The following is a 19,809-nucleotide window of genomic DNA, read 5'->3' on the forward strand; positions in this document are numbered from 1 at the left end:
GGCTCATTCTGAGATCGGCTCCCCATAGGGCAGCCGATGCATTCATTAACTGGCTTACGCTACTTTAGTGATTTTTACCGGACATTTTTTGAAGTCTGTCTGCTTCGACAGTGGGTCCGTGGCATCTAAAATCAGCTTGTTAATCAAAATGCGAGCATCAAAGAATGGGATAAAGACCAAACCATGCGGTGGACGATTTCGGCCGCGCGTTTCCACACGAACACGAACTTCGCCGCGTTTGTTGGAAATCAATACTTCATCACCACGTCGTAACCCACGCGCTTTGGCGTCGTCTGGGTGGATGTAACAGAGCGCATCGGGTACGGCTTTATAAAGTTCAGGCACGCGCCGCGTCATAGTGCCGGTGTGCCAGTGTTCTAACACGCGGCCCGTACACAGCCACATATCAAATTCGGCATCAGGTGATTCCGGCGGCGCTTCATAAGGAGCGGAGATGATCCACGCTTTACCATCCGGTTTGCCGTAGAAATCCCAATCAGATCCTTTTTTCGCATAAGGGTCAGAGCCTTCTTTAAAGCGCCATAACGTTTCTTTGCCATCCACAACTGGCCAACGTAAGCCGCGAACGTTATGGTAGGTATCATAAGGAGCTAAGTCGTGGCCGTGACCGCGTCCGAAGCTGGCGTACTCTTCAAATAACCCTTTTTGTACATAGAAACCGAAGTGATGTGCGTCATCGTTCAGTTCACGCGCTTCTTCAAGCGGGAATTGGTCAACCTGTCCGTTTCTGAACAGCACATCAAACAGGGTTTTACCGCGATATTGTGGCGCTTTGGCGAGCAATTCTTCTGGCCACACTTCTTCCATTTTGAAGCGTTTAGAGAACTCCATCACTTGCCATGAGTCTGATTTTGCTTCGCCCACAGTACCAACTTGTTGATACCAAGCTTGAGTGCGGCGTTCAGCATTGCCGTAAGCGCCTTCTTTTTCCACCCACATTGCGGTAGGGAGCACTAAGTCGGCCGCTTGCGCTGTGGCTGTTGGATACGGGTCAGACACGACGATAAAGTTTTCTGGGTTGCGGTAACCCGGTAAACGTTCTTCGTTAATATTCGGGCCTGCTTGCATGTTGTTATTACACTGCACCCAATAAGCGTTGAGTTTGCCATCTTTGAGCATTCGGTCTTGCTGTACGGCGTGAAAGCCCGGTTTTTCAGGAATGGTGCCTTGCGGAAGCTTCCATGTTTTTTCAGCAATCGCGCGATGTTTGGGGTTTGCCACCACCATGTCAGCAGGCAAGCGGTGAGAAAAGGTTCCGACTTCACGTGCTGTGCCGCAAGCGGATGGTTGGCCTGTTAATGAAAATGGACTGTTGCCAGGTGTGGCAATTTTGCCCGTCAGTAAGTGCAGGTTGTAGACCAAGCTTTGCATCCAAACACCGCGAGTATGTTGGTTCATGCCCATAGTCCACAGTGACATCACTTTGGTGTTAGGGTCAGCGTACTGTTTTGCCAGCGCGATCAGTTTATCTTCGGCAACGCCTGACATTTGCGCGGCTTTTTCAACCGTATAAGGTGCAACCGAGGCTTTATAAGCTTCAAAGTCAATCGCAGTCACATCACCGGAGTTGGCATTTTTCGCTTTAACTTGCAGTGGGTGCTCGTCACGCAGGCCATAACCAATATCGGTAGTCGCTTGTTTGAAGTGGGTATGTTTATTGACGAAATCCCAGTTCACCGCATTGTTTTGAATGATGTAGTTGGCGATGAAGTTGGCGATGGCAAGGTCACTTTGTGGGTGGAAAATGTAACCGTGGTCGGCCAGCTCAAACGAACGATGATAATAAGTCGAAAGGACATTTACTTTAACGTGTGGGTGACTTAAACGGCGATCGGTAATACGAGTCCAAAGAACCGGGTGCATTTCAGCCATGTTTGAACCCCAAAGCACAAAGGCATCAGCGTGTTCAAAATCATCATAGCAGCCCATCGGTTCATCAATACCAAAGGTGCGCATAAATCCAACAACGGCTGAAGCCATGCAGTGGCGAGCGTTCGGATCAATGTTATTAGAGCGAAAGCCCGCTTTCATTAGTTTAACGGCGGCGTAACCTTCCATCACGGTCCATTGGCCTGAACCGAACATGCCAACACTGGTTGGCCCTTTCGCTTTTAGAGCTTGTTTCCACTTTTCAGCCATCACATCGAAAGCCTGATCCCACGACACTGGCGTGAATTCTCCATCTTTATGATATTGGCCATCTTTCATGCGCAGCAGTGGCTGTGTTAAGCGATCTTTGCCATACATGATTTTTGAAAGGAAGTAGCCTTTAATACAGTTCAACCCTTTGTTAACGGGCGCTTCAGGGTCACCTTGTGTGGCAACCACTTTGCCGTTTTGAGTACCGATTAATACTGAACAGCCCGTACCACAGAAACGACAAGGCGCTTTATCCCAAGTGATTTTTGTTTGGTCTGAGCTGGCAATCAAGTTTGTTGCGCTGGCGGGTAGAGTAATACCGGCGACAGCGGCTGCGGATGCGGCTGCGTTTGCTTTCACAAACGCGCGTCTTGTCATTTTCATACGTCATCCTCAATGTGGGAATGTTGTGTTCCAGTGTTGGTATCCGTGTCATCCAGCCCACTTTCTATTTGGTGATAAACCAAAGCGGTGCTGAGAACATGTGGTAAGTTGTTAATCGCATCGATGGTGTCAGTAACGAAGCCTTGATTTTCCGTTTCCAAAACGACGATCATTTTCCCTTCGTTGCTTTGGCCATACACTTCGGCGTTCTCAAACGATTCGATTGTCGCTTTGAGCGCTGCTAAATGTTCAGGTACGACGTGAACGATCAAACTTGAAATATGTACTTCATTGAGTGACATGTTTATCTCTCATTATTATTAATATTGCTCACACGGATGGCTGAGGTTGGACAGATGGAAACGCACGCGCCACATCCGTTACAGGCATCAATATCGACATTCGGTTGCGCCACTTTTCCGATCACTAAATTGAACGTTATAGCGCTGACTTCACATGACTCAGCGCAGCTACGACACTCCACATTGCGTTTAGCCAAGCAGCTTTCTTCGAGCTTTGCTTTAGCCAGCCACGGTTGTGTTGAGCGCGGTGCGAAAATTGGCTCTGGGCAGCTTTGCGCGCACTGATAACAAAAGGTGCACTCATCAATATGAAAATCTATGGTTGGGAAGCCGCCATCACCTAAGGTGATGATCTTTGTTTCGCACGCGTCTAGGCAGCGGCCGCAGCGAGTGCACTCATCTGAAAAGGAGAGGGGGTGAGCAATCCAAGGCAAGCGGACAATGGTGTCATCGACCTGATTACGAGAAAAAAAACGCCTTTTCGAGAGATCAACCAAAGTGCATTCCTGTATTTGTTAACAAATCTTCATTTATCCATACACAAATTGTAGTTTTTGTCCTATTTCTATAAATACCCCCAAGGAGGTAATTGGCTAGTCATGTTGTTTTAGATCAATAAATTCAAGCGCGAGTGATCACATATTGAATGGCTTTAACGACAGCGGTGCCCAATCAGATACAATAGGCAAGGAGAGGTTCACGGAGAGATGTTTTGAGAAAACGATCCAAACAGTCGGTCACCAGCACCATTGCCAAAGCCATGGTGTCGATTTTACTGTTATCGGTTGCCATCACAGGGTACGCCATTTTTACACTCGCTTCCTCACTCAATGATGCGGAAGCGGTGAACGTTGCTGGTTCAATGCGTATGCAAAGCTATCGATTGGCACATGATATTCAAAGTAACTCGGTGGATTATTCATCTCACATTTATCTTTTTGAACGTTCGCTTTATTCACCATCAATGAAAGCATTGCAGCGTTGGCCTGTGCCAAACGACATCACCAAAGATTATTATCAGTTGATCATTCGTTGGCACGAACTGAAAAGCTTGTTAAATAGCGAGAACAAAGACCGCTATCTTGATGAGGTAGCGAAATTTGTCAGCCAAATCGACCGTTTTGTCTTTAAGTTGCAGCACTTCTCAGAACAAAAGCTGATCCAACTGGCTTGGTTTGGCGGCATGGGGTTGGGTGGTGTGTTGTGTATCTCATTGTTTGTGGTGCATTTTATTCGTAAGGAAGTGGTGGGGCCATTGCGTTCGCTAGTGACCGCCAGTGAGCAGATCCAAAACCGTTCATTTGATGTATCGCTCAATGTCACCAGCCATAATGAAATGGGGATCTTAACCCGCACGTTTAATAAAATGGCCACCGATCTTGGTAAGTTGTACCTTGGTTTAGAGCAAGCGGTGAATGAGAAAACCCATAAGTTGCAAAATGCCAACCAAGCACTGCAAGTGTTGTATGACTGCTCGCAAGAGTTAACCGCGTCGCGCATTAGCCAAGATAATTTCCAAGCGATTTTGCAACACTTGGTCACCATTGAAGGGGTCACATTTGCCCAGTTAGAAATTGGTGATGACGCGGGTAAAAGTACGCGCTTATCCGAAGGTGAGAGCAATGGATTCTCCCTTTCTCCGCTTTTGCTGAGCTTAGATGGGATGCAACTGGGTTACTTGTATCTGCAATACAGCTTGCCTTGTCCAAATAGCGCCTTGATTGATAACTTCGTACAAATATTGTCGCGTGCCATTTATTATAATCAAGCACAGAAACAAGCCGAACAGTTGATCTTGATGGAAGAACGCGCCACCATCGCTCGGGAACTGCATGATTCGTTGGCTCAATCGCTTTCGTATCTGAAGATACAAGTATCATTACTAAAACGCGTGATTGGCCGAGCAGAGACCCCGCACGCCGCAGAGAAAAAAGAGCAAATCATTTTAGATATTGATCAAGGTTTGTCGGGCGCTTACACCCAGTTAAGAGAGCTATTAACCACCTTTAGGCTAACGATTAAAGAAGGCAATTTTGGTCAAGCGCTCAAGGGCATGCTAGAGGAACTTGGCGAGCAAACTACGGCGGAGATAGTGCTTAATAATAATTTGTCATCGATTGATTTAGATGCGCATCAACAAGTGCATTTACTGCAATTGATCCGAGAAGCGACTATCAATGCTATCAAACACGCTCAAGCTAATGCCATTCAAGTCAACTGTGATGAATTGGACGATCAGGTGATGGTGACGGTCAAAGACGATGGGGTTGGCTTTGATCAACAGCGTGCTAGGCTCAATCACTATGGATTAAGCATTATGCAAGAAAGAGCGGCGCGGCTGCATGGCGCAGTGTCAGTAACCTCCGCACCCAATGCTGGGTGTGAAGTTATATTGAAATATAAACGTTCAAAGGATACAAATTTTGACGAGATGTAGAGTAATGTTGGTAGATGACCATCCTTTGATGAGACGTGGTATCAACCAGCTATTGAGTTTTGAAGATGACTTTGAAGTGGTTGCTGAAGCTTGTAACGGCAGTGAAGCCATTGCTTTGGCGCATGACATCGAGCCGGATCTCATTCTGCTTGATTTGAATATGAAAGGCATGTCAGGGCTCGATACGTTAACAGCGCTTCGTGCGGATGAATCAACCGCCACCATCGTTATTTTAACCGTATCAGACAGTGCGCTCGATATTGAAGCTATGGTGAAAGCGGGGGCTGATGGCTACCTTCTTAAAGATACAGAACCAGATGAGCTGGTGGAACTGCTTAGACAGGCCGCGACGGGTGTAAAAGCGTACAGCGAGTTTGTTACTCAGTACCTTGCCGAACGTCATACGCATGAAGATCTTTTTGAGGCATTAACCGACCGTGAAACTCAGATTTTAAAAGAGGTCGCGAAAGGGTATCGGAATAAACAAATTGCGGATCGTCTGTTCATTTCTGAGTCGACAGTAAAGGTGCACATGAAGAGTTTACTGAAGAAGCTACGCGTCCCATCGCGCACGGCAGCAACGATTTTATACTTGGAGCGTTATAGCGAGAGTAAATAACACCTATTTGGAAATAGCGGTTTGAAAAAAAGGGCGTCCTGTTGGACGCCCTGATTGTTCGTTAACGTTATGCTGTCATCGGTACAAGGATTACTGTACCAATAATGACAGTGATTAAACCGAGGATGACAGGAACGGAAGTGCGTTTTACCACTTCAAATGGACTGATATGGCCCATACCAGCTGTTGCTACTACGACGCCTGATACTGGCGAAATGGTGCGCCCAAGGTTGGAGGCTTGCAGCATTGGGATAATGAGAAAGGCTGGGTTCACGCCCAATTTAGCCGCCAGCGATGGCGCTAACTCAACAAAGGCGTAGAACGGAGCGTTGCCTGAACCCGTCGCAATAGCGGCTGCTACGGTAAGGCCTGTCAAAATCAGCATCAAGGCTATGCCGCCTGCGCCTGCGGTTTCTGCAAGATGAAGCAGGTTATCAATCGCCCCAATCGACATCAAACCTTGTGCGAATACGCCCGCAGCAACCAACAACATCACCACGCCTTTGAATGCTTCGGCCATGCCTGCGTAGCACGATTCTAGATCTTCTAACGTCTCTTTACCTTTAAAACGCTTCGTCACGAAGTCAACCAATGCACCGATGAAGATAGATCCGACCACAATGGTGTAAATATCAAGGCTCAAACCTTGAATGGTTTCTCCGTTGAATAAGAACACACCCACAATAGGTAAGAATGGAAGAGCTGCATAGTAAGCTGGTGCTTTCACTTCGATGGCAGAAACATCGATTTTTTCCATCGGTGTATTGTCTTTCTTATCGAGATACTTGTTCCAGAAGAAGGCCGCGGCTGCCATTACGATAATGGCGCAGATCGAAACAGGGAGAACCGTTTCCACGGCAAAAACGTGTAAAGGTAGGCCTGATTTTTCCGCCGCAATAACCACATCACCGGATGTCGGGGAAAGGATGATCGCAGCAGGAGATGCACATACCGCAACTGCGGCCGGACGAGAGATCCCCATCGCTACCATCATCGGAAATAAAGTGGCCATTAACAGCACGCCAAGACCCGTTGCTGAGCTCACTGCTAAAGACATCAAACATGCCACAATGTAAGCAGCAACCAGCAAGATATAAGGGGATGTAATAACCGAAAGAGGTTTAGAAAACTGTTTTACAACCACATTGTTGGCGCCGATGTGTGTCATGTACGAAGCAAAACCACACAGCAACATAATTTGCATGCCTAAACCGCCACCACTGTAACGCAACATGTATTTCACGAATTCGAGTGCATCCGTTACTGTGTTACCGGTTGAGGGTACTTTGGCTGGCAGCACTGAATAGCCAAGTGCGCCAGTTAATAGCAGTAAAACGATACCTGCGGTGAGTAACACACCGGCTGGCTTGTAACCTTTAACAATGAAATAACCCACCGCTACTGTTACCACCAAGCCAATTAAAAGCTCTAGCATTTAAGTCTCCTGAAATTATGAACAATATTGCAAAAACGTGTATCAATTTATGACAAGGAATTTACCGAAAAGAATGCTGTAGCACGAGAGCAAGTTGAGCTTTAGATGATCTAAAACAATAAAATTATCAATTGATAACCTAGTTGAAAATTCTTTAACTTTGAATATGTTTTAGTCGTTCTAACTATTCATTTAGCAAATATGCGGCTAGAAGTTCTGTTAGAGGGGGGAATAATTTAAGCTAAGAAAAATGAAGCCACTTAAGGCATGGCTTCATCAAATCTGTAAAGTATGAATTTAGGAGTACTGACGCACAATGAGCTGCCAATTGGATTTTTGTAGTGCTAATTGTTGCTTCACTTGTCGATAGCGCAGCATCAATAGGGAGTGTTCATATCTACGAACCATATTGTTTTTTTTACTTTCGATCAGCTGTTTCTTTAATTCATAATACTCTTGCAACTGCATGACTAAAGCGTCAAATTCACGTTGTATGCTGGCCATAACGAGTTGCTGATTGGGTAACGCGGCGATCTGTTTTTGCGCATGGCTTAATGCCATTAACGCTTTCGCTTTTTCTACCTTAAGGGGAGGCGAAGTGCGCAGTTTACCAGCCAACCCAAGCCACGAACACAGCTTGATCAGCCATTTTGTTGGGTCGTATTGCCACCAATAAATCCCATTACGATAATCGTTTTCAAAAATATGGTGATAATTGTGGTAGCCCTCGCCAAAAGTGAAGAAAGCCAAAATACCGTTATCGCGGGCTGTATTTTTATCAGTATAAGGCTGGCTACCCCATATATGAGCCAGCGAATTGATGAAAAATGTCGTGTGATGATTGAGCACTAAACGCAGTGCACCCACGATCAGTAACATGCCCAGTATATCGTGATAAATAAAACCAAGGATCAGAGGAACGCCCAAGTTCATTGCGAGTGCTAAAGGCACATAATACTTATGCTGCCACATGACGATCTTATCTTTTTGCAGATCACGGCAGTTTGAGTAGTCATCGTACGTGGTTTTATTGTAGTGACGCAGCATCCAACCTATGTGTGAAAACCAGAATCCACGTTTGGCTGAATAAGGATCTTTGTCATTATTGTCTACATGCTTGTGATGAACTCGGTGATCAGAAGACCAATGTAGCGCACTGTTTTGCAGTGCAAACGCCCCACCTAATGCAAACAATAATCTCAGTGCCCAATGTGCTTCATAGGCTTTATGTGACCATAAACGGTGATATCCCGCGGTAATGGAAAGGTTGCAAAAGGAAAAACAAATCATCAGCCAAAGCCAATGCTCCATGCCGTAGCCAAATTGCCATCCATACAAAGGGGCTGCAATCGTCGCTAAGCCCAAGCTGAAGCTAAAAATGACGATGTTTATCCAGATAAGTGGTGGTTTTGATGCCGATTTCATGATTAAAATCCTTGAGCTTACAGTTGTTCGCTAGAATATCAGCGAACAACTGTAAGTCAAAGAGGTTTAATGATTCTTTTAAGGGATTGTGACTAGTATATTTTGCTTTTCTATTTGAACCGAATAGTATGAAAGACGATGTTAATCCTTACAGGAAGTAATAAGGACTAGAATATGGAAATAAAAGCAGCTGAATATTGCGATTTTGAAAGAATTGCTCAGCTACACGCTCAAAGTTGGCGAACTCACTACCAAGGCATATTAGGCAAAGAGTACCTTGATAATGACGTTCTAGAAGACCGTTTACTGATTTGGCAAACTCGCTTAATCAATCCACCATTTAATCAACATGTCCTACTGATTGAAGAGGGAGGGCTGCTGTGTGGGTTTATCTGCGCCTTTGGTAACCACGATTTTGACAAAGGCAGCATTATCGAGTCTCTGCACATTGATGAAAATTATCGAGGAAGGGGGATTGGTCGCCAGTTGATTCAAGAGATGGCGGCATGGTTTGAGCAGTATTTCCCTAATAGCGGTGTGTATTTGGAAGTGATGGCAGACAATAAGCAAGCCATCGAATTTTACGACTACTTAGCTGGTCGACCTAAAGGAGAGCGTTTATGGCGGTCTCCCTGTGGGCAAGATATTAAAGAATGGGTTTATACATGGACTAGCCCAACAGATTTGCTGGCTTCGGTCTCTTCTACGGTTGATTGAAACGCATAGTGCGCGGGCTATGTCTCTTACCTATCGGTATTCGTGTGATTCGTTCTTGATGTATTGAGGAAGAGGCGATGACCAAACATGATTGCATCTTCCAAACACATGAGTTTTTAGTGATCTAAAGTTTCCAAATGCTATAAATAGAAAAAGCCTCTGATAATCAAAGGCTTTTTCTTGATATTTGGCGGAGAGATAGGGATTTGAACCCTAGGATAGCTATTAACCATCGCCGGTTTTCAAGACCGGTGCTTTAAACCACTCAGCCATCTCTCCGTGTGGTGCGCATAATAGATAGCCACCATAATATTGTAAAGCAATAAGTTGAGTCATCGACTCGGTTTGGCTAACCGCAATAACGTTTTCAGTTACAGTAAAGCGCTGTTTTTACCGCTTCCCTTGATTTTATGAGCTATATACTCTACAACCTAGTTATCTAATAAAATGGTGTTTTATTTTTATTTGATTGATTTATATGTAATTTGTGTGTTTCAGGGAACGGTTGTACGCTCGAAAGTGTTTGCAGCTAAGTGTGAAGTACTTCAAAATTACCTCAATCCAAGGGCATTCTAACTAATCAGCGAGGTTTAGATGAAAGTCGAGAATCTTTTTAAGCATCGTGGCGATTCAATGAACAAGTACTCCTCTGAGCTTATGCAGTGGGTATCACCTTCAGTACGTGAGTACTGGGGCGAGCTTCTACATAAAACAAACAGTCGCCAGTTGTTTTCTTGGGTTAGAGATTTTCACCAACCAGCAGTGAATGAAGATGCTCCTATTGCCGAACCCTTGATACTCAAACCTGAAGCGCAACGTCTGTATAAACAGCTCCAGACTCAGATTGGTGAAGTCATTCATACGGGTAAATGGCTGGTGGTTGATCAAGAGCGCATTAACCAGTTTGGTCAAGTAACTGAGGATATGCAGTGGATTCATACCGACCCTCAAAAAGCAGAAGTTGATTCTCCATTTAGGACTACAATTGCGCACGGCTTTTTGACCTTGGCCTTGTTACCTAAATTGACGGATAGCGTTGATCCTGACAAACCAATATTTCCGACCGCAAAAATGGTGGTGAATATCGGGTTAAATGAAGTTCGTTTCCCGTATCCAGTGAAATCAGGAAACCGAGTAAGAGCGATTAGTACTCTATTGAAAGTTACGCCAATCAAAAAAGGTTTGGAGATCGAGAGAGAAATTAAAGTTGAGATTGAAGGTATTCGTCGCCCGGGCTGTGTCGTGGTGTCAGTGATCCAACTCCATTTTTAACTTTAGAAAAATGACATAGAAACAGGAGAGTCGATCACTCTCCTTTTTTGTGTTTATTTGTTTTTCAAAGGAATATAACCATATTCTTCTATGCGAGCCTTTGCTTCCGCTGACTTTAAAGATGCAATGAAAGCTTGAGTCTCTTTAGTGATTTTTTCAGGGTAATAGACCACTAAAAATGGCATAGAAAGTTTATATTCATGAGTGACAATATTTTTTGCAGTGGCTTCTACTCCCTCAAATTTTATCGCTTTAATCGATTTATCTACCGATCCCGTAGAGATGAAACCGATCGCTTGAGGGTTATGGTTAATCAGTGTTTTAACCATACTATTGCTATTGACCACTAAGTTATTGGAACTGATGTCTGACACTAAGCGATCATTAATCACACGAGTCAGGCCTAATAAGCTTTCAAAGCTATAGCGGGAACCTGATGATGCTTCTCTGGTTACAACTGCGATTTTTTGATCAGCACCACCGACTTGATTCCAGTTGGTTATTTTCCCTTTATAAATATCAAATAACTGCTCACGAGTCAGATTTTCAATACTGTTTAAGCGATTGATTACAACAGCCAACCCATCATAGGCAATCGGTAGGGTGCTCATCGTCTCATCTTGCTCACTTTCTGTGAGGTAGCGCGAGCTCATGGCGATATCTGCGACACCTTTTTTCAGTAATGTGATGCCAGCACTCGAACCTACGGCTTGAACCGCGATATAAGTTTCAGGGTGTGCGGTATTGTAGTCCTCGGCGAATACTTCCATGATCCTAGCGACCGAGGTCGAGCCAGAAATATTAACTTCACTTGCGAAGGCAAACTGGGTATGTAGCAAAGTTGAAAGCAGTGTAGCAAGCGCGACTCGAAACATAGTGGCTCCAATATGGTTATTTAGAAAAATTGAGCCACCATAATATGTCGTATAGATGACACTTTTGTGAACCACAAAGGTAAGTGGTTTGTAGCCTTACGGTTTTTCATATCAGAGATAAGCGAAGTCAGCTATAGTCGAGATGTCAGGAAGCCGTGTTTGAGCGAGGGTAAAATGGCGGTAGTGAATTTGTTGCAACGTCAACTAGAACGAAGAGCAGAGCTTGTTTGCCATAATCGTAACCAAAGTGTGTCTGTTGAATTAGGCAAATCCTGTTTTGAGCCGATCGTTAACGGTGTGCACTTCATCAAACACCATTACAAATTAGATTCAACGCATTGCGACTATTCAAGTATCGTGGCGAAAGTGATTTGGGAAGAAGCTAAATGGGCGCTGTATATTCCCAATACGGATCCCGATAAAGAAATTGAAGATTGGTTGCCGTATCCTTTTCTCCCTAAAACAACGGATTTGACGGCGTTGATCCGCGAAATTGAAAAAGATCCTAAATCTTACTTTTGGTGATCAATAAGCAATAAAAAGGCACTCCGAAGAATGCCTGATAGAAATGTCTATGCTGCTAAAATCACTCCCCTTAGATAGTGGTATTAGCTTCTGAAGGTATAGGTAACGGTTCGAAAACCTGAGTCGGTTTTGCAATCAGACTGCGGTTTTCCATATTCACTTCTGCGAGCACGACTTCGAGCGTATCACCGAGCTTAAAGACGACTTCTTTATCGACAAGCAGCGTTCCACTTTCCGCATTACATTCAATACGTTCTTTGTTGTCTAAGATTAAAGAACCAGGGATGAATGCGGCTGCGCCATTTTCCAAAAGACGTACGCGCATGCCAGCTCGATTGATATCAAAAATTTCAGCCGTAAAACGGGTGCCTTTGCTCGGTTCGTTTACTAGCGTTCTAGCATAGAGCCAGTCGCCTACGTTACGTTCGGCCATTTTGTGGTGTTTGCGGTGTAGTGCCAACTCTTCACCAACGGTTTCATCCGGTGTTTGTACGGGCTCTTTGTTTAAAATATGTGCTTTCAACATACGATGGTTGATCATATCGCCATATTTACGGATAGGAGAAGTCCAAGTGGCATAGATATCCAAACCCATTGCGTAATGCGGAAGAGGTTGGTTTCCTATTTCACTGTAAGCTTGATACTTGCGGATACGATTATCCAGATAGCGGGTATCTTGCTTACATAACCAGCGACGTAAAGAGGCAAAGCCTTCTAGAGTCGCTAAGTTATCGGCAGTGTATTCAAGCTCACCCGTTGGGTTGACTAATTCGACAACATCGGCAATTTTTTCGGGTTTGAACCCCGCGTGCGTATTGAACACGCCTTGGCCAAAATGCGCTTTGAGCGTTTTTCCCGCACAGATATTCGCGGTTATCATCGCTTCCTCAACAAGACGGTTAGCACTACGGCGAAGATCCGCATGAATTGCCACTACGTCATTGTCTTCACTCAGTTCGAATCGATAATCAGGGTGATCAGGAAACACGACCGCGTATGTTTCGCGCCATTGTGCACGCGCTAATGAAAAATCATACAAATCACGCACAATGGAAGCGATTTGGTCACTTGGTTGCCAATCGGCAGAAGTGCCCGTCTCTAACCAATCTGATACATGATCATAAACCAATCGAGCATGCGATTTAATGTTGGCCGCAAAAAAGGTAATGTCATCGCCAATCACACCTTCTTTAGTCACTGTTACGGTACAGCAAAGGGTAGGGCGAACTTCATTTTCCATCAACGAACACAAATCATCGGCTAAATCACGTGGCAACATTGGGATATTGCGGCCTGGGAGATAAATAGTGAAACCCCGCTCACGCGCGACACTGTCCATCTCGTCATCTGGCGTGATGTATGCGGTTGGGTCTGCAATGGCAATGGTTAATGTGAAGTCACCGTTCTCGGTTCTTTGGGCGAACAGTGCATCATCCATATCTTTAGTTGATGCCCCATCGATGGTCACGAAAGGAAGGTGGGTCATATCGATGCGTTGTAGGTCTGCATCATCTTTTAGCTGCCAATGTTCAATACCAGCCGGCTCACTGTTAGGCAGGTCATTTTCAGCTAAAGTCACCCACCAAGGCGCAATTTTATCGTTGGCATCCGTAATTTTATGGGTGATTTCAACCATAAAACCGCTATCGTCTTTCAGTGGATGGTTAATAAGCTGTGCAACAACCCAATCACCTTCAGAGAAATGTTCAGGGTTTAATCCTTTTTGCACCTTGGCTTTCAGCGATTGCCTTTTTAGTTGCGGGTTATCGGGCGTGACATTCAGCTTACCTTTGTACAGCTTTACACGGCCAATGAAGCGAGTTAATGAAGGCTCAAGCAGCTCTTGAGGCTCAGCCACTTCTTTCTCATTCTCGGTGCGAATGATGGCCACCACTTTATCTCCGTGTAGGCATTTCTTCATATACGGAGGCGGAATAAAGAAGCTGTTCTTACTGTCAACTTCTAAAAAGCCGAAGCCTTTTTCAGTGGCTTTTATCGTGCCTTCTTTTTTAGGCAAGTTCTCTTGGATTTGTTGCTTGAGTTGAGCAAGGAGCGGATTATCTTGAAACATGTTTCTTTTTCTAACAAATGCGATTGGGCACACTATAATCATTGAGCGGGATGATTACTACCGAAAGCGTTATTTTTGCTAGTCTGCTTTAACAGTGCGCTGTAAATGCAGCTTCTGTGTTCGTTTTGGGTGAATTAATGAGCTTAATGGTCATTTATGACGAATTTTTGTGATGTAATTCAATTTTTACTAGCTTTTTTTATGCTTTTAGGGAATAATCCGCGTCCCTTATATGTCCCTAGCGGCTTGATGCGTTTTAAGACTTATCCGCATCTGAACGGAACTCAGCTCTTTTTAATGGATCGGTATTGGAATTGGTAGAGCACGTGGGACCTTTTGTTAATTAATCTAGTGGGATCTCCATGCAAGACTCTGTAATTCAATTTAGTGAATTAGCCCTAAACGACTCAATCCTTTCTGCTCTAAATGAAATGGGTTTCGTTTCTCCAACTCCTATCCAAGCTGCTGCTATTCCATTTCTTCTTGAAGGAAGAGATGCGCTAGGTAAAGCACAAACAGGTACAGGTAAAACGGCTGCGTTTTCTCTACCTCTACTGAACAAATTAAACCTTTCTCAACACAAGCCACAAGCAATTGTGATGGCACCAACTCGTGAACTTGCTATCCAAGTTGCGGCAGAAATCAAAAACCTTGGCCAAAAGATTCAAGGCCTTAAAGTACTTGAGATCTATGGCGGTGCTTCTATTGTTGACCAAATGCGTGCTCTGAAAAATGGTGCTCATATTGTGGTTGGCACACCTGGTCGTGTAAAAGATTTGATCACTCGTGATCGCCTTCATTTAGACGAATGTCATACCTTCGTCCTTGATGAAGCTGACGAAATGCTCAAAATGGGCTTCGTTGATGATGTAACTTGGATCATGGAACAAGCACCTGGCACCGCTCAACGCGTGCTGTTCTCTGCGACTATGCCTCCTATGGTGAAGACGATTGTTGATCGTTACCTACGTGATCCAGCTCGTGTTGACGTAGCAGGTTCAAACCAAACTGTTGCGAAAGTAGAGCAGCAATATTGGGTTGTTAAAGGTGTTGAAAAAGATGAAGCTATGGCTCGTCTTCTTGAAACAGAAGAAACCGATGCGTCAATCGTCTTTGTACGTACTCGTCAAGACACCGAGCGTTTAGCTGATTGGTTATTATCTCGTGGCTTTAAAGCGGCAGCGCTTCATGGTGATATTCCGCAATCACTGCGTGAGCGCACGGTTGATCATATCAAACAGGGTGTAATCGACATTCTTGTTGCGACAGACGTTGTTGCTCGTGGTCTTGATGTTCCACGTATTACACACGTGTTCAACTATGATATCCCATTCGATGTAGAATCATACATCCACCGTATTGGCCGTACTGGCCGTGCTGGACGCAAAGGTAAAGCGATCCTTCTAGTTCGCACGAACCAAATTCGTATGTTGCGTACGATTGAGCGCGTAACTCGTTCTCAAATGGAAGAGATTCAACTTCCAATGCGTGACAAAGTTGCTGAAGCTCGTCTCATCAAACTGGGTGCAGAGCTAGAAGCTGACAAAGGTCATACTGCTTTAGACAAATTTGTTGAGCTCATTGAAAAACTTCAACAAAGCCTAGAGATTGATGCCACAACACTGGCGGCCATTTTACTGAAGCGCCAACAAGGCAATCGTCCACTGTTCTATGTCGGCCCAGATCCAATGGTCGACGCGATCGAGCGTGAAAAATCACGTCGCCGTGATCGTAAAGAGGGTAGTGAGCGTGGTGAACGCCGTGAAGGCGGTCGCGATAGCCGTGATGGACGCGAAGGTCGCCGCGAGTATGGTACTGCGAGCAATGACTGGGATACTTATCAGTTACAAGTCGGCCGTGAGCAAGGCGTGCAAGTGAAAGACATCGTTGGTGCTTTAGCTAATGAACTTGGTTTAACCAAAGGTTCAATTGGTGCAATTAAACTTGCTCAAGGCCATACATTCGTACAGCTTCCTAAATCAATGTCTTCAGATGTTGAAGGCAAACTGCGTAAACTGCGTATTCGCCAAAAAGAAGTCGGTGCTGTTGTATGTGATTTTGATGACTTCCGCGAGTCTCGTGGTCGTCGTGAAGGTGGTAACGGTGGTGGTGCCCGTCGTGAAGGCGGAAACGGTGGCTTCCGTAATCGTGAAGGCGGTGCTCCTGCTGCTGGCGCAGGTCGTGGTGGCCGTGAAGGTGGCTTCCGTGGCAACCGTGACGGTGCAGCGGCGACTGGTCGTGATGGTGAACGTCGTTTTGACCGCAACCGTGGTGGCGACCATCGTGGTAACTTCCGTGGTGAACGTGGTCACGGCAATGCTAGTGCTAATGCCAATGCGGGTACGTTAAGTCGTCCTCGTCGCGCTGAAGCATAATCAATTATTGAAACTCCAAAGCCCGTGATATTTATCATGGGCTTTTTCTTTTGATTTATATAATTCGATCTTTGCATTTCTAGCGTGAGCTAGTTAAAATCTTCACTTCATTGAAGTTCCGGTATTCGTGTTACCGAGTGAGCTTCGATGGGTTATTTTCAATCAAACTCAACACGTGTTGCTTGGTATGTTACAAGGCAACATAACCGAACAAATCCCCTCCTTTCGACATCCATTCATAAACATCTAATTAATCCATAATATCCAAACACTTAGCTTTCTTTATATCATTTCTATAATTCAAGGTTAGATCACTCATACCTAACAGGTTTCACTTGCATTCACAGTCTATTTGTACCAAATTTGTACCAAATATTTTTGGTACAAACGAATGGCAATTACAGACGCTTGGCTTAGAGCCACCCAAGGGAAACCCTATAAGGGGAAACCCGAAGTCACTCACCGTGACGGTTTAGGCGTGCGCGTTAGCCCTAAGGGAAAAATCACTTGGATTTACCGGGTGATTTACCTAAGCAAACCGATCAAAATGAAGCTTGGTGAATACCCGGCAATGAAAATGCGTGACGCATTGCGTGAACGCGATAAGAAAGCCGAACTCGTTATGTTGGGTGTTGATCCTCGCATTGGCGTTAACCTTTCAGAAAAAGCCCTCCCAAGCACCATAGACGACTTAATTGACTACTGGGTAGAAAACCACGGCAAAGACAACGTAAAGCAGTGGGAAGCGCTGCAGAAGATGTTCAAGACAGACATCAGCCCTTACCTTGGGCAGCATCAAGCCAAGCATCTAGAATTGGCTGATTTCATGCCGATATTCAAAAAAGCAAAGCAACGAGTCAGTGCAAAGCATTCTGCAAACCTCATGGCTCGCTTTAAACAAGTGCTCTCGTATGCGGTTCGTCATGGTTTACTGAAATACAACGTTTTGTCTGAAGTAAAAAAAGCCGACGTGGGTGTGCAAACAGACACTAAAAAAGGCAAGCAGAATGAAGCCGGGGTGAAAGCGCTTTGGAAAGCGATTGATGATATTGCCGTACATGAAAGCAACAAAAACTTTCTACGCCTAATGATGATATTTGCCAACCGAAGCAATGAGCTGCGCTTGGCAAAGAAGCAAGACTTTGACTTAGATAACTTGGTTTGGACAGTTCCAGAAGAGAACAACAAAATCCGCAAAAAGCAGGGTGGTGCGATTCGCCGCGCAATTCCACCATTAGCGGTAGAGGTCATCCACAATCAATTTGCGATATGGCCAGAGTTCGAGATTATGTTTCCACCCGTGAATAAAGGGGAAGACAGGCCAATGTCACCAAACGTACCTGTGGAGTTTGGGAATAAGTTAGCTGACGCGATAGAAGCGGCAGGTTTTCCACGAACAATAAACCATGATATGCGAAGAACGGCTCGTAACATGTGGGAAGCCATGGGTGTTCCATTCCATGTGGCTGAGACTATGCTAGGTCATAAAGTTCACAAGGGTGTGCAGAGCCACTACTTAGATTACGACTACTTGAGTGAGCAAAAGGAAGCTTATAGAGATTGGTCTGAAATTTTAGTTACGGGATAGGAGTAAGACTTAGCTAACTTTTGGATAAAGGTATAACTGGCATATTTTTGCCCCAAAATTACTTAGAGTAAATACTCATTCATAATTTATTCATGTACGCTTTCCCCTACCTAAATTTATCCGACGTTAAGTAGTTCAAGCCCCGAAATTCTCAGGGCAGATCATGTCAGCTACATCTCAAGTTTGTTACTGTGTGGTCCAATAAAACGGTCACCGTTGAAGTGAATCATATGATCTGGATTATCGGCGATCCAAACTTCCGTTTCCCACACAATATAAGCAGCATTTTTTCTAAATTCGGCTCGATGAGGAAAAGCTGTAACGTAAACAACCCAACAGAATAACCTTTCAACGCATCTTCAAGTTCAATCCATCGCTTATGGCTAACGGGGCCGTGACTCGTGACTGCTTCAATCAAGAATAACCATTTGCGTTTTTCATCATAAACAACAACGTCAGATAACTTGTCGTGAGGCATAGGAGGAGCGTTCAATGGTTTGAGATACTCTGTCTCAAGAACCATATGTTTACTGGCGAAGACCCACAAAAGCACCAATTCATCACTGAGCTCAGTCAATCCATGAATCTCGCAGAACTGACACCCGAAGCGTTGGAGCATAACTATCAGCGAGTTCTGACAATAAAGGCGAATCACGAAGCCGAATTGAAGAAGCAGCAACAGTTAGAACGATTACGCCAAAGCCAGAAATCTCAATGAATTTACGAGGATTCAGGAGGTTAAGGTGCCGCTAAGTCAACCGATGGTAGTGATTCAATGATGTATGGTAACCATAGTCTACTCAAGTGGATTGTGTAATTTGCATTAAAAACAGGTTCAGTTACTCACTTAACCGAGTGATTTTTTGCCTGCTAAGCAAGATCTTGCTCAGCGTTGGGCAACTTTTTGCTTTGTTGATGGGGTTGTTTCTATAACTTATTGATTTTGAATGGTGTGAAAGTTGGCATCCCACTTGCTCTTTCTATCGCGACGGTGCGCAGAGCGCGTTAACGCTTTCATTTATTTAATGATTTTTTAGAAAGGAAATAGCTATGCCAACTCCATGTTATATCTCTATCGAAGGCCAAACTCAGGGTCTTATCACTGCAGGTGCATGTACTGCTGACTCTATCGGCGATTCATTCGTTGAAGGCCACGAAGATGAGATGCTGGTTCAGCAGTTTGACCACGTAGTGACGGTACCGACGGACCCACAATCTGGCCAGCCGTCAGGTCAACGTGTACATAAACCGTTTAAATTTACAGTGTGCTTGAATAAATCTGTTCCACTTCTATACAACGCATTATCGTCTGGTGAAAAGTTGAAGTCTGTTGAGCTAAAGTGGTACCGCACCTCTATTGAAGGCAAACAAGAAAACTTCTTCACTACTAAGCTGGAAAACGCATCTATCGTAGACATCCACTGTGAAATGCCACACTGCCAAGACCCAGCAAAATCTGACTTTACTCAGAATGTGACTGTGTCTCTGTCTTACCGCAAAATCACTTGGGACCACGTTAATGCGGGCACGTCAGGCTCTGACGACTGGCGTAAACCAATCGAGGCGTAATCCTCATCTCAGCGTGAAGATTAGGTCAGACCAGCGTGGTTGGGAACAGCCTAGC

Annotated in this window: 15 protein-coding genes, 1 tRNA gene and 2 pseudogenes; 9 read left to right on the forward strand and 9 right to left on the reverse strand. The window is 44.7% G+C overall.

From position 1 onward, the window contains the following. Positions 1–54: 54 nt before the first annotated feature. The 3 genes from napA to napF are packed head-to-tail and all read right to left on the reverse strand — an operon-like array spanning position 55 to position 3,343. Positions 55–2,544, reverse strand: coding sequence for a periplasmic nitrate reductase subunit alpha (gene napA / locus AACT42_RS18480; RefSeq protein WP_094125867.1), 2,490 nt, complete (start codon positions 2,542–2,544; stop codon positions 55–57). Next, on the reverse strand, positions 2,541–2,846 hold the full coding sequence (locus AACT42_RS18485; protein WP_013868531.1) for a chaperone NapD: 306 nt from the start codon (positions 2,844–2,846) through the stop codon (positions 2,541–2,543). The genes napA and AACT42_RS18485 overlap by 4 nt, the downstream gene beginning before the upstream one ends. A gap of 2 nt (positions 2,847–2,848) precedes the next feature. Further along, positions 2,849–3,343, reverse strand: coding sequence for a ferredoxin-type protein NapF (gene napF, locus AACT42_RS18490; protein ID WP_017045373.1), 495 nt, complete (start codon positions 3,341–3,343; stop codon positions 2,849–2,851). Between the two features lie 215 nt (positions 3,344–3,558). Between napF and narQ the strand changes: the two genes are divergently transcribed. Continuing rightward, positions 3,559–5,283, forward strand: a complete 1,725-nt coding sequence (narQ, locus tag AACT42_RS18495; RefSeq protein ID WP_094131740.1) for a nitrate/nitrite two-component system sensor histidine kinase NarQ — start codon at positions 3,559–3,561, stop codon at positions 5,281–5,283. Then, positions 5,270–5,902 (forward strand): response regulator, encoded by a 633-nt coding sequence (locus AACT42_RS18500; protein ID WP_013868534.1) that lies wholly within the window; start codon positions 5,270–5,272, stop codon positions 5,900–5,902. Before narQ ends, AACT42_RS18500 begins: the two co-directional genes overlap by 14 nt. Before the next feature lie 67 nt (positions 5,903–5,969). Here the strand turns inward: AACT42_RS18500 and dcuC are convergent, their stop codons facing one another. Both dcuC and AACT42_RS18510 read right to left on the reverse strand, forming a co-directional pair. Next, positions 5,970–7,337 (reverse strand): anaerobic C4-dicarboxylate transporter DcuC, encoded by a 1,368-nt coding sequence (dcuC, locus tag AACT42_RS18505; RefSeq protein WP_094131741.1) that lies wholly within the window; start codon positions 7,335–7,337, stop codon positions 5,970–5,972. A gap of 297 nt (positions 7,338–7,634) precedes the next feature. Further along, the gene (locus AACT42_RS18510; RefSeq protein ID WP_094131742.1) at positions 7,635–8,762 is read right to left on the reverse strand and encodes an acyl-CoA desaturase; all 1,128 of its coding nucleotides are present in this window, start codon (positions 8,760–8,762) and stop codon (positions 7,635–7,637) included. Positions 8,763–8,936: 174 nt separating this feature from the next. On the opposite strand from AACT42_RS18510, the gene AACT42_RS18515 reads away from it, so the two are divergent. Further along, the gene (locus AACT42_RS18515) at positions 8,937–9,479 is read left to right on the forward strand and encodes a GNAT family N-acetyltransferase (protein ID WP_013868537.1); all 543 of its coding nucleotides are present in this window, start codon (positions 8,937–8,939) and stop codon (positions 9,477–9,479) included. A gap of 188 nt (positions 9,480–9,667) precedes the next feature. Here the strand turns inward: AACT42_RS18515 and AACT42_RS18520 are convergent. After that, positions 9,668–9,758 (reverse strand) — tRNA-Ser (locus AACT42_RS18520). Positions 9,759–10,073: 315 nt separating this feature from the next. Between AACT42_RS18520 and AACT42_RS18525 the strand changes: the two genes are divergently transcribed. Further along, positions 10,074–10,751, forward strand: a complete 678-nt coding sequence (locus AACT42_RS18525) for a MaoC family dehydratase (protein ID WP_013868538.1) — start codon at positions 10,074–10,076, stop codon at positions 10,749–10,751. Positions 10,752–10,804: 53 nt separating this feature from the next. Here AACT42_RS18525 and AACT42_RS18530 read toward each other — a convergent pair whose 3' ends face one another. Continuing rightward, on the reverse strand, positions 10,805–11,626 hold the full coding sequence (locus tag AACT42_RS18530; protein ID WP_164996846.1) for a phosphate ABC transporter substrate-binding protein: 822 nt from the start codon (positions 11,624–11,626) through the stop codon (positions 10,805–10,807). A 174-nt stretch (positions 11,627–11,800) separates the two neighbouring features. Between AACT42_RS18530 and AACT42_RS18535 the strand changes: the two genes are divergently transcribed. Then, positions 11,801–12,151, forward strand: coding sequence for a DUF3024 domain-containing protein (locus tag AACT42_RS18535; protein ID WP_026027345.1), 351 nt, complete (start codon positions 11,801–11,803; stop codon positions 12,149–12,151). Between the two features lie 70 nt (positions 12,152–12,221). Here the strand turns inward: AACT42_RS18535 and rnb are convergent, their stop codons facing one another. After that, on the reverse strand, positions 12,222–14,222 hold the full coding sequence (gene rnb / locus AACT42_RS18540; protein ID WP_094131743.1) for an exoribonuclease II: 2,001 nt from the start codon (positions 14,220–14,222) through the stop codon (positions 12,222–12,224). A gap of 362 nt (positions 14,223–14,584) precedes the next feature. Here rnb and AACT42_RS18545 point away from each other — a divergent pair, with 362 nt between their 5' ends. Further along, entirely contained in the window at positions 14,585–16,597 is a 2,013-nt protein-coding gene (locus AACT42_RS18545) for a DEAD/DEAH box helicase (protein ID WP_064626716.1), read from the forward strand. Between the two features lie 391 nt (positions 16,598–16,988). After that, positions 16,989–18,185: a tyrosine-type recombinase/integrase gene (locus AACT42_RS18550; RefSeq protein ID WP_094131744.1), complete on the forward strand. Its 1,197-nt coding sequence runs from the start codon at positions 16,989–16,991 to the stop codon at positions 18,183–18,185. Positions 18,186–18,355: 170 nt separating this feature from the next. Here AACT42_RS18550 and AACT42_RS18555 read toward each other — a convergent pair. After that, positions 18,356–18,804 (reverse strand): annotated as a pseudogene (locus tag AACT42_RS18555) (BsuBI/PstI family type II restriction endonuclease). Here AACT42_RS18555 and AACT42_RS18560 point away from each other — a divergent pair. Both AACT42_RS18560 and hcp-2 read left to right on the forward strand, forming a co-directional pair. Next, positions 18,712–19,002: pseudogene (locus tag AACT42_RS18560) on the forward strand (ATPase); the annotation flags it as partial. The pseudogenes AACT42_RS18555 and AACT42_RS18560 sit on opposite strands and share 93 nt — an antisense overlap. 233 nt (positions 19,003–19,235) lie before the next feature. Beyond that, positions 19,236–19,754 carry a type VI secretion system effector Hcp-2 gene (gene hcp-2 / locus AACT42_RS18565; RefSeq protein WP_001142950.1) on the forward strand — a complete coding sequence of 173 codons (519 nt, stop codon included), beginning with the start codon at positions 19,236–19,238 and terminating at the stop codon, positions 19,752–19,754. Positions 19,755–19,809: the final 55 nt, after the last annotated feature.

Source organism: Vibrio sp. V15_P4S5T153 (genome assembly GCF_963874485.1).
GTDB lineage: Bacteria > Pseudomonadota > Gammaproteobacteria > Enterobacterales > Vibrionaceae > Vibrio > Vibrio anguillarum.

What these genes read in the sequence shown, in the direction of transcription:
- napA (WP_094125867.1), bottom strand. Translation starts at nt 2,544, where the DNA reads ATGAAAATGACAAGACGCGCGTTTGTGAAAGCAAACGCAGCCGCATCC.
- AACT42_RS18485 (WP_013868531.1), bottom strand. Translation starts at nt 2,846, where the DNA reads ATGTCACTCAATGAAGTACATATTTCAAGTTTGATCGTTCACGTCGTA.
- dcuC (WP_094131741.1), bottom strand. Translation starts at nt 7,337, where the DNA reads ATGCTAGAGCTTTTAATTGGCTTGGTGGTAACAGTAGCGGTGGGTTAT.
- AACT42_RS18510 (WP_094131742.1), bottom strand. Translation starts at nt 8,762, where the DNA reads ATGAAATCGGCATCAAAACCACCACTTATCTGGATAAACATCGTCATT.
- AACT42_RS18515 (WP_013868537.1), top strand. Translation starts at nt 8,937, where the DNA reads ATGGAAATAAAAGCAGCTGAATATTGCGATTTTGAAAGAATTGCTCAG.
- AACT42_RS18525 (WP_013868538.1), top strand. Translation starts at nt 10,074, where the DNA reads ATGAAAGTCGAGAATCTTTTTAAGCATCGTGGCGATTCAATGAACAAG.
- AACT42_RS18530 (WP_164996846.1), bottom strand. Translation starts at nt 11,626, where the DNA reads ATGTTTCGAGTCGCGCTTGCTACACTGCTTTCAACTTTGCTACATACC.
- AACT42_RS18535 (WP_026027345.1), top strand. Translation starts at nt 11,801, where the DNA reads ATGGCGGTAGTGAATTTGTTGCAACGTCAACTAGAACGAAGAGCAGAG.
- rnb (WP_094131743.1), bottom strand. Translation starts at nt 14,222, where the DNA reads ATGTTTCAAGATAATCCGCTCCTTGCTCAACTCAAGCAACAAATCCAA.
- AACT42_RS18545 (WP_064626716.1), top strand. Translation starts at nt 14,585, where the DNA reads ATGCAAGACTCTGTAATTCAATTTAGTGAATTAGCCCTAAACGACTCA.
- AACT42_RS18550 (WP_094131744.1), top strand. Translation starts at nt 16,989, where the DNA reads ATGGCAATTACAGACGCTTGGCTTAGAGCCACCCAAGGGAAACCCTAT.
- hcp-2 (WP_001142950.1), top strand. Translation starts at nt 19,236, where the DNA reads ATGCCAACTCCATGTTATATCTCTATCGAAGGCCAAACTCAGGGTCTT.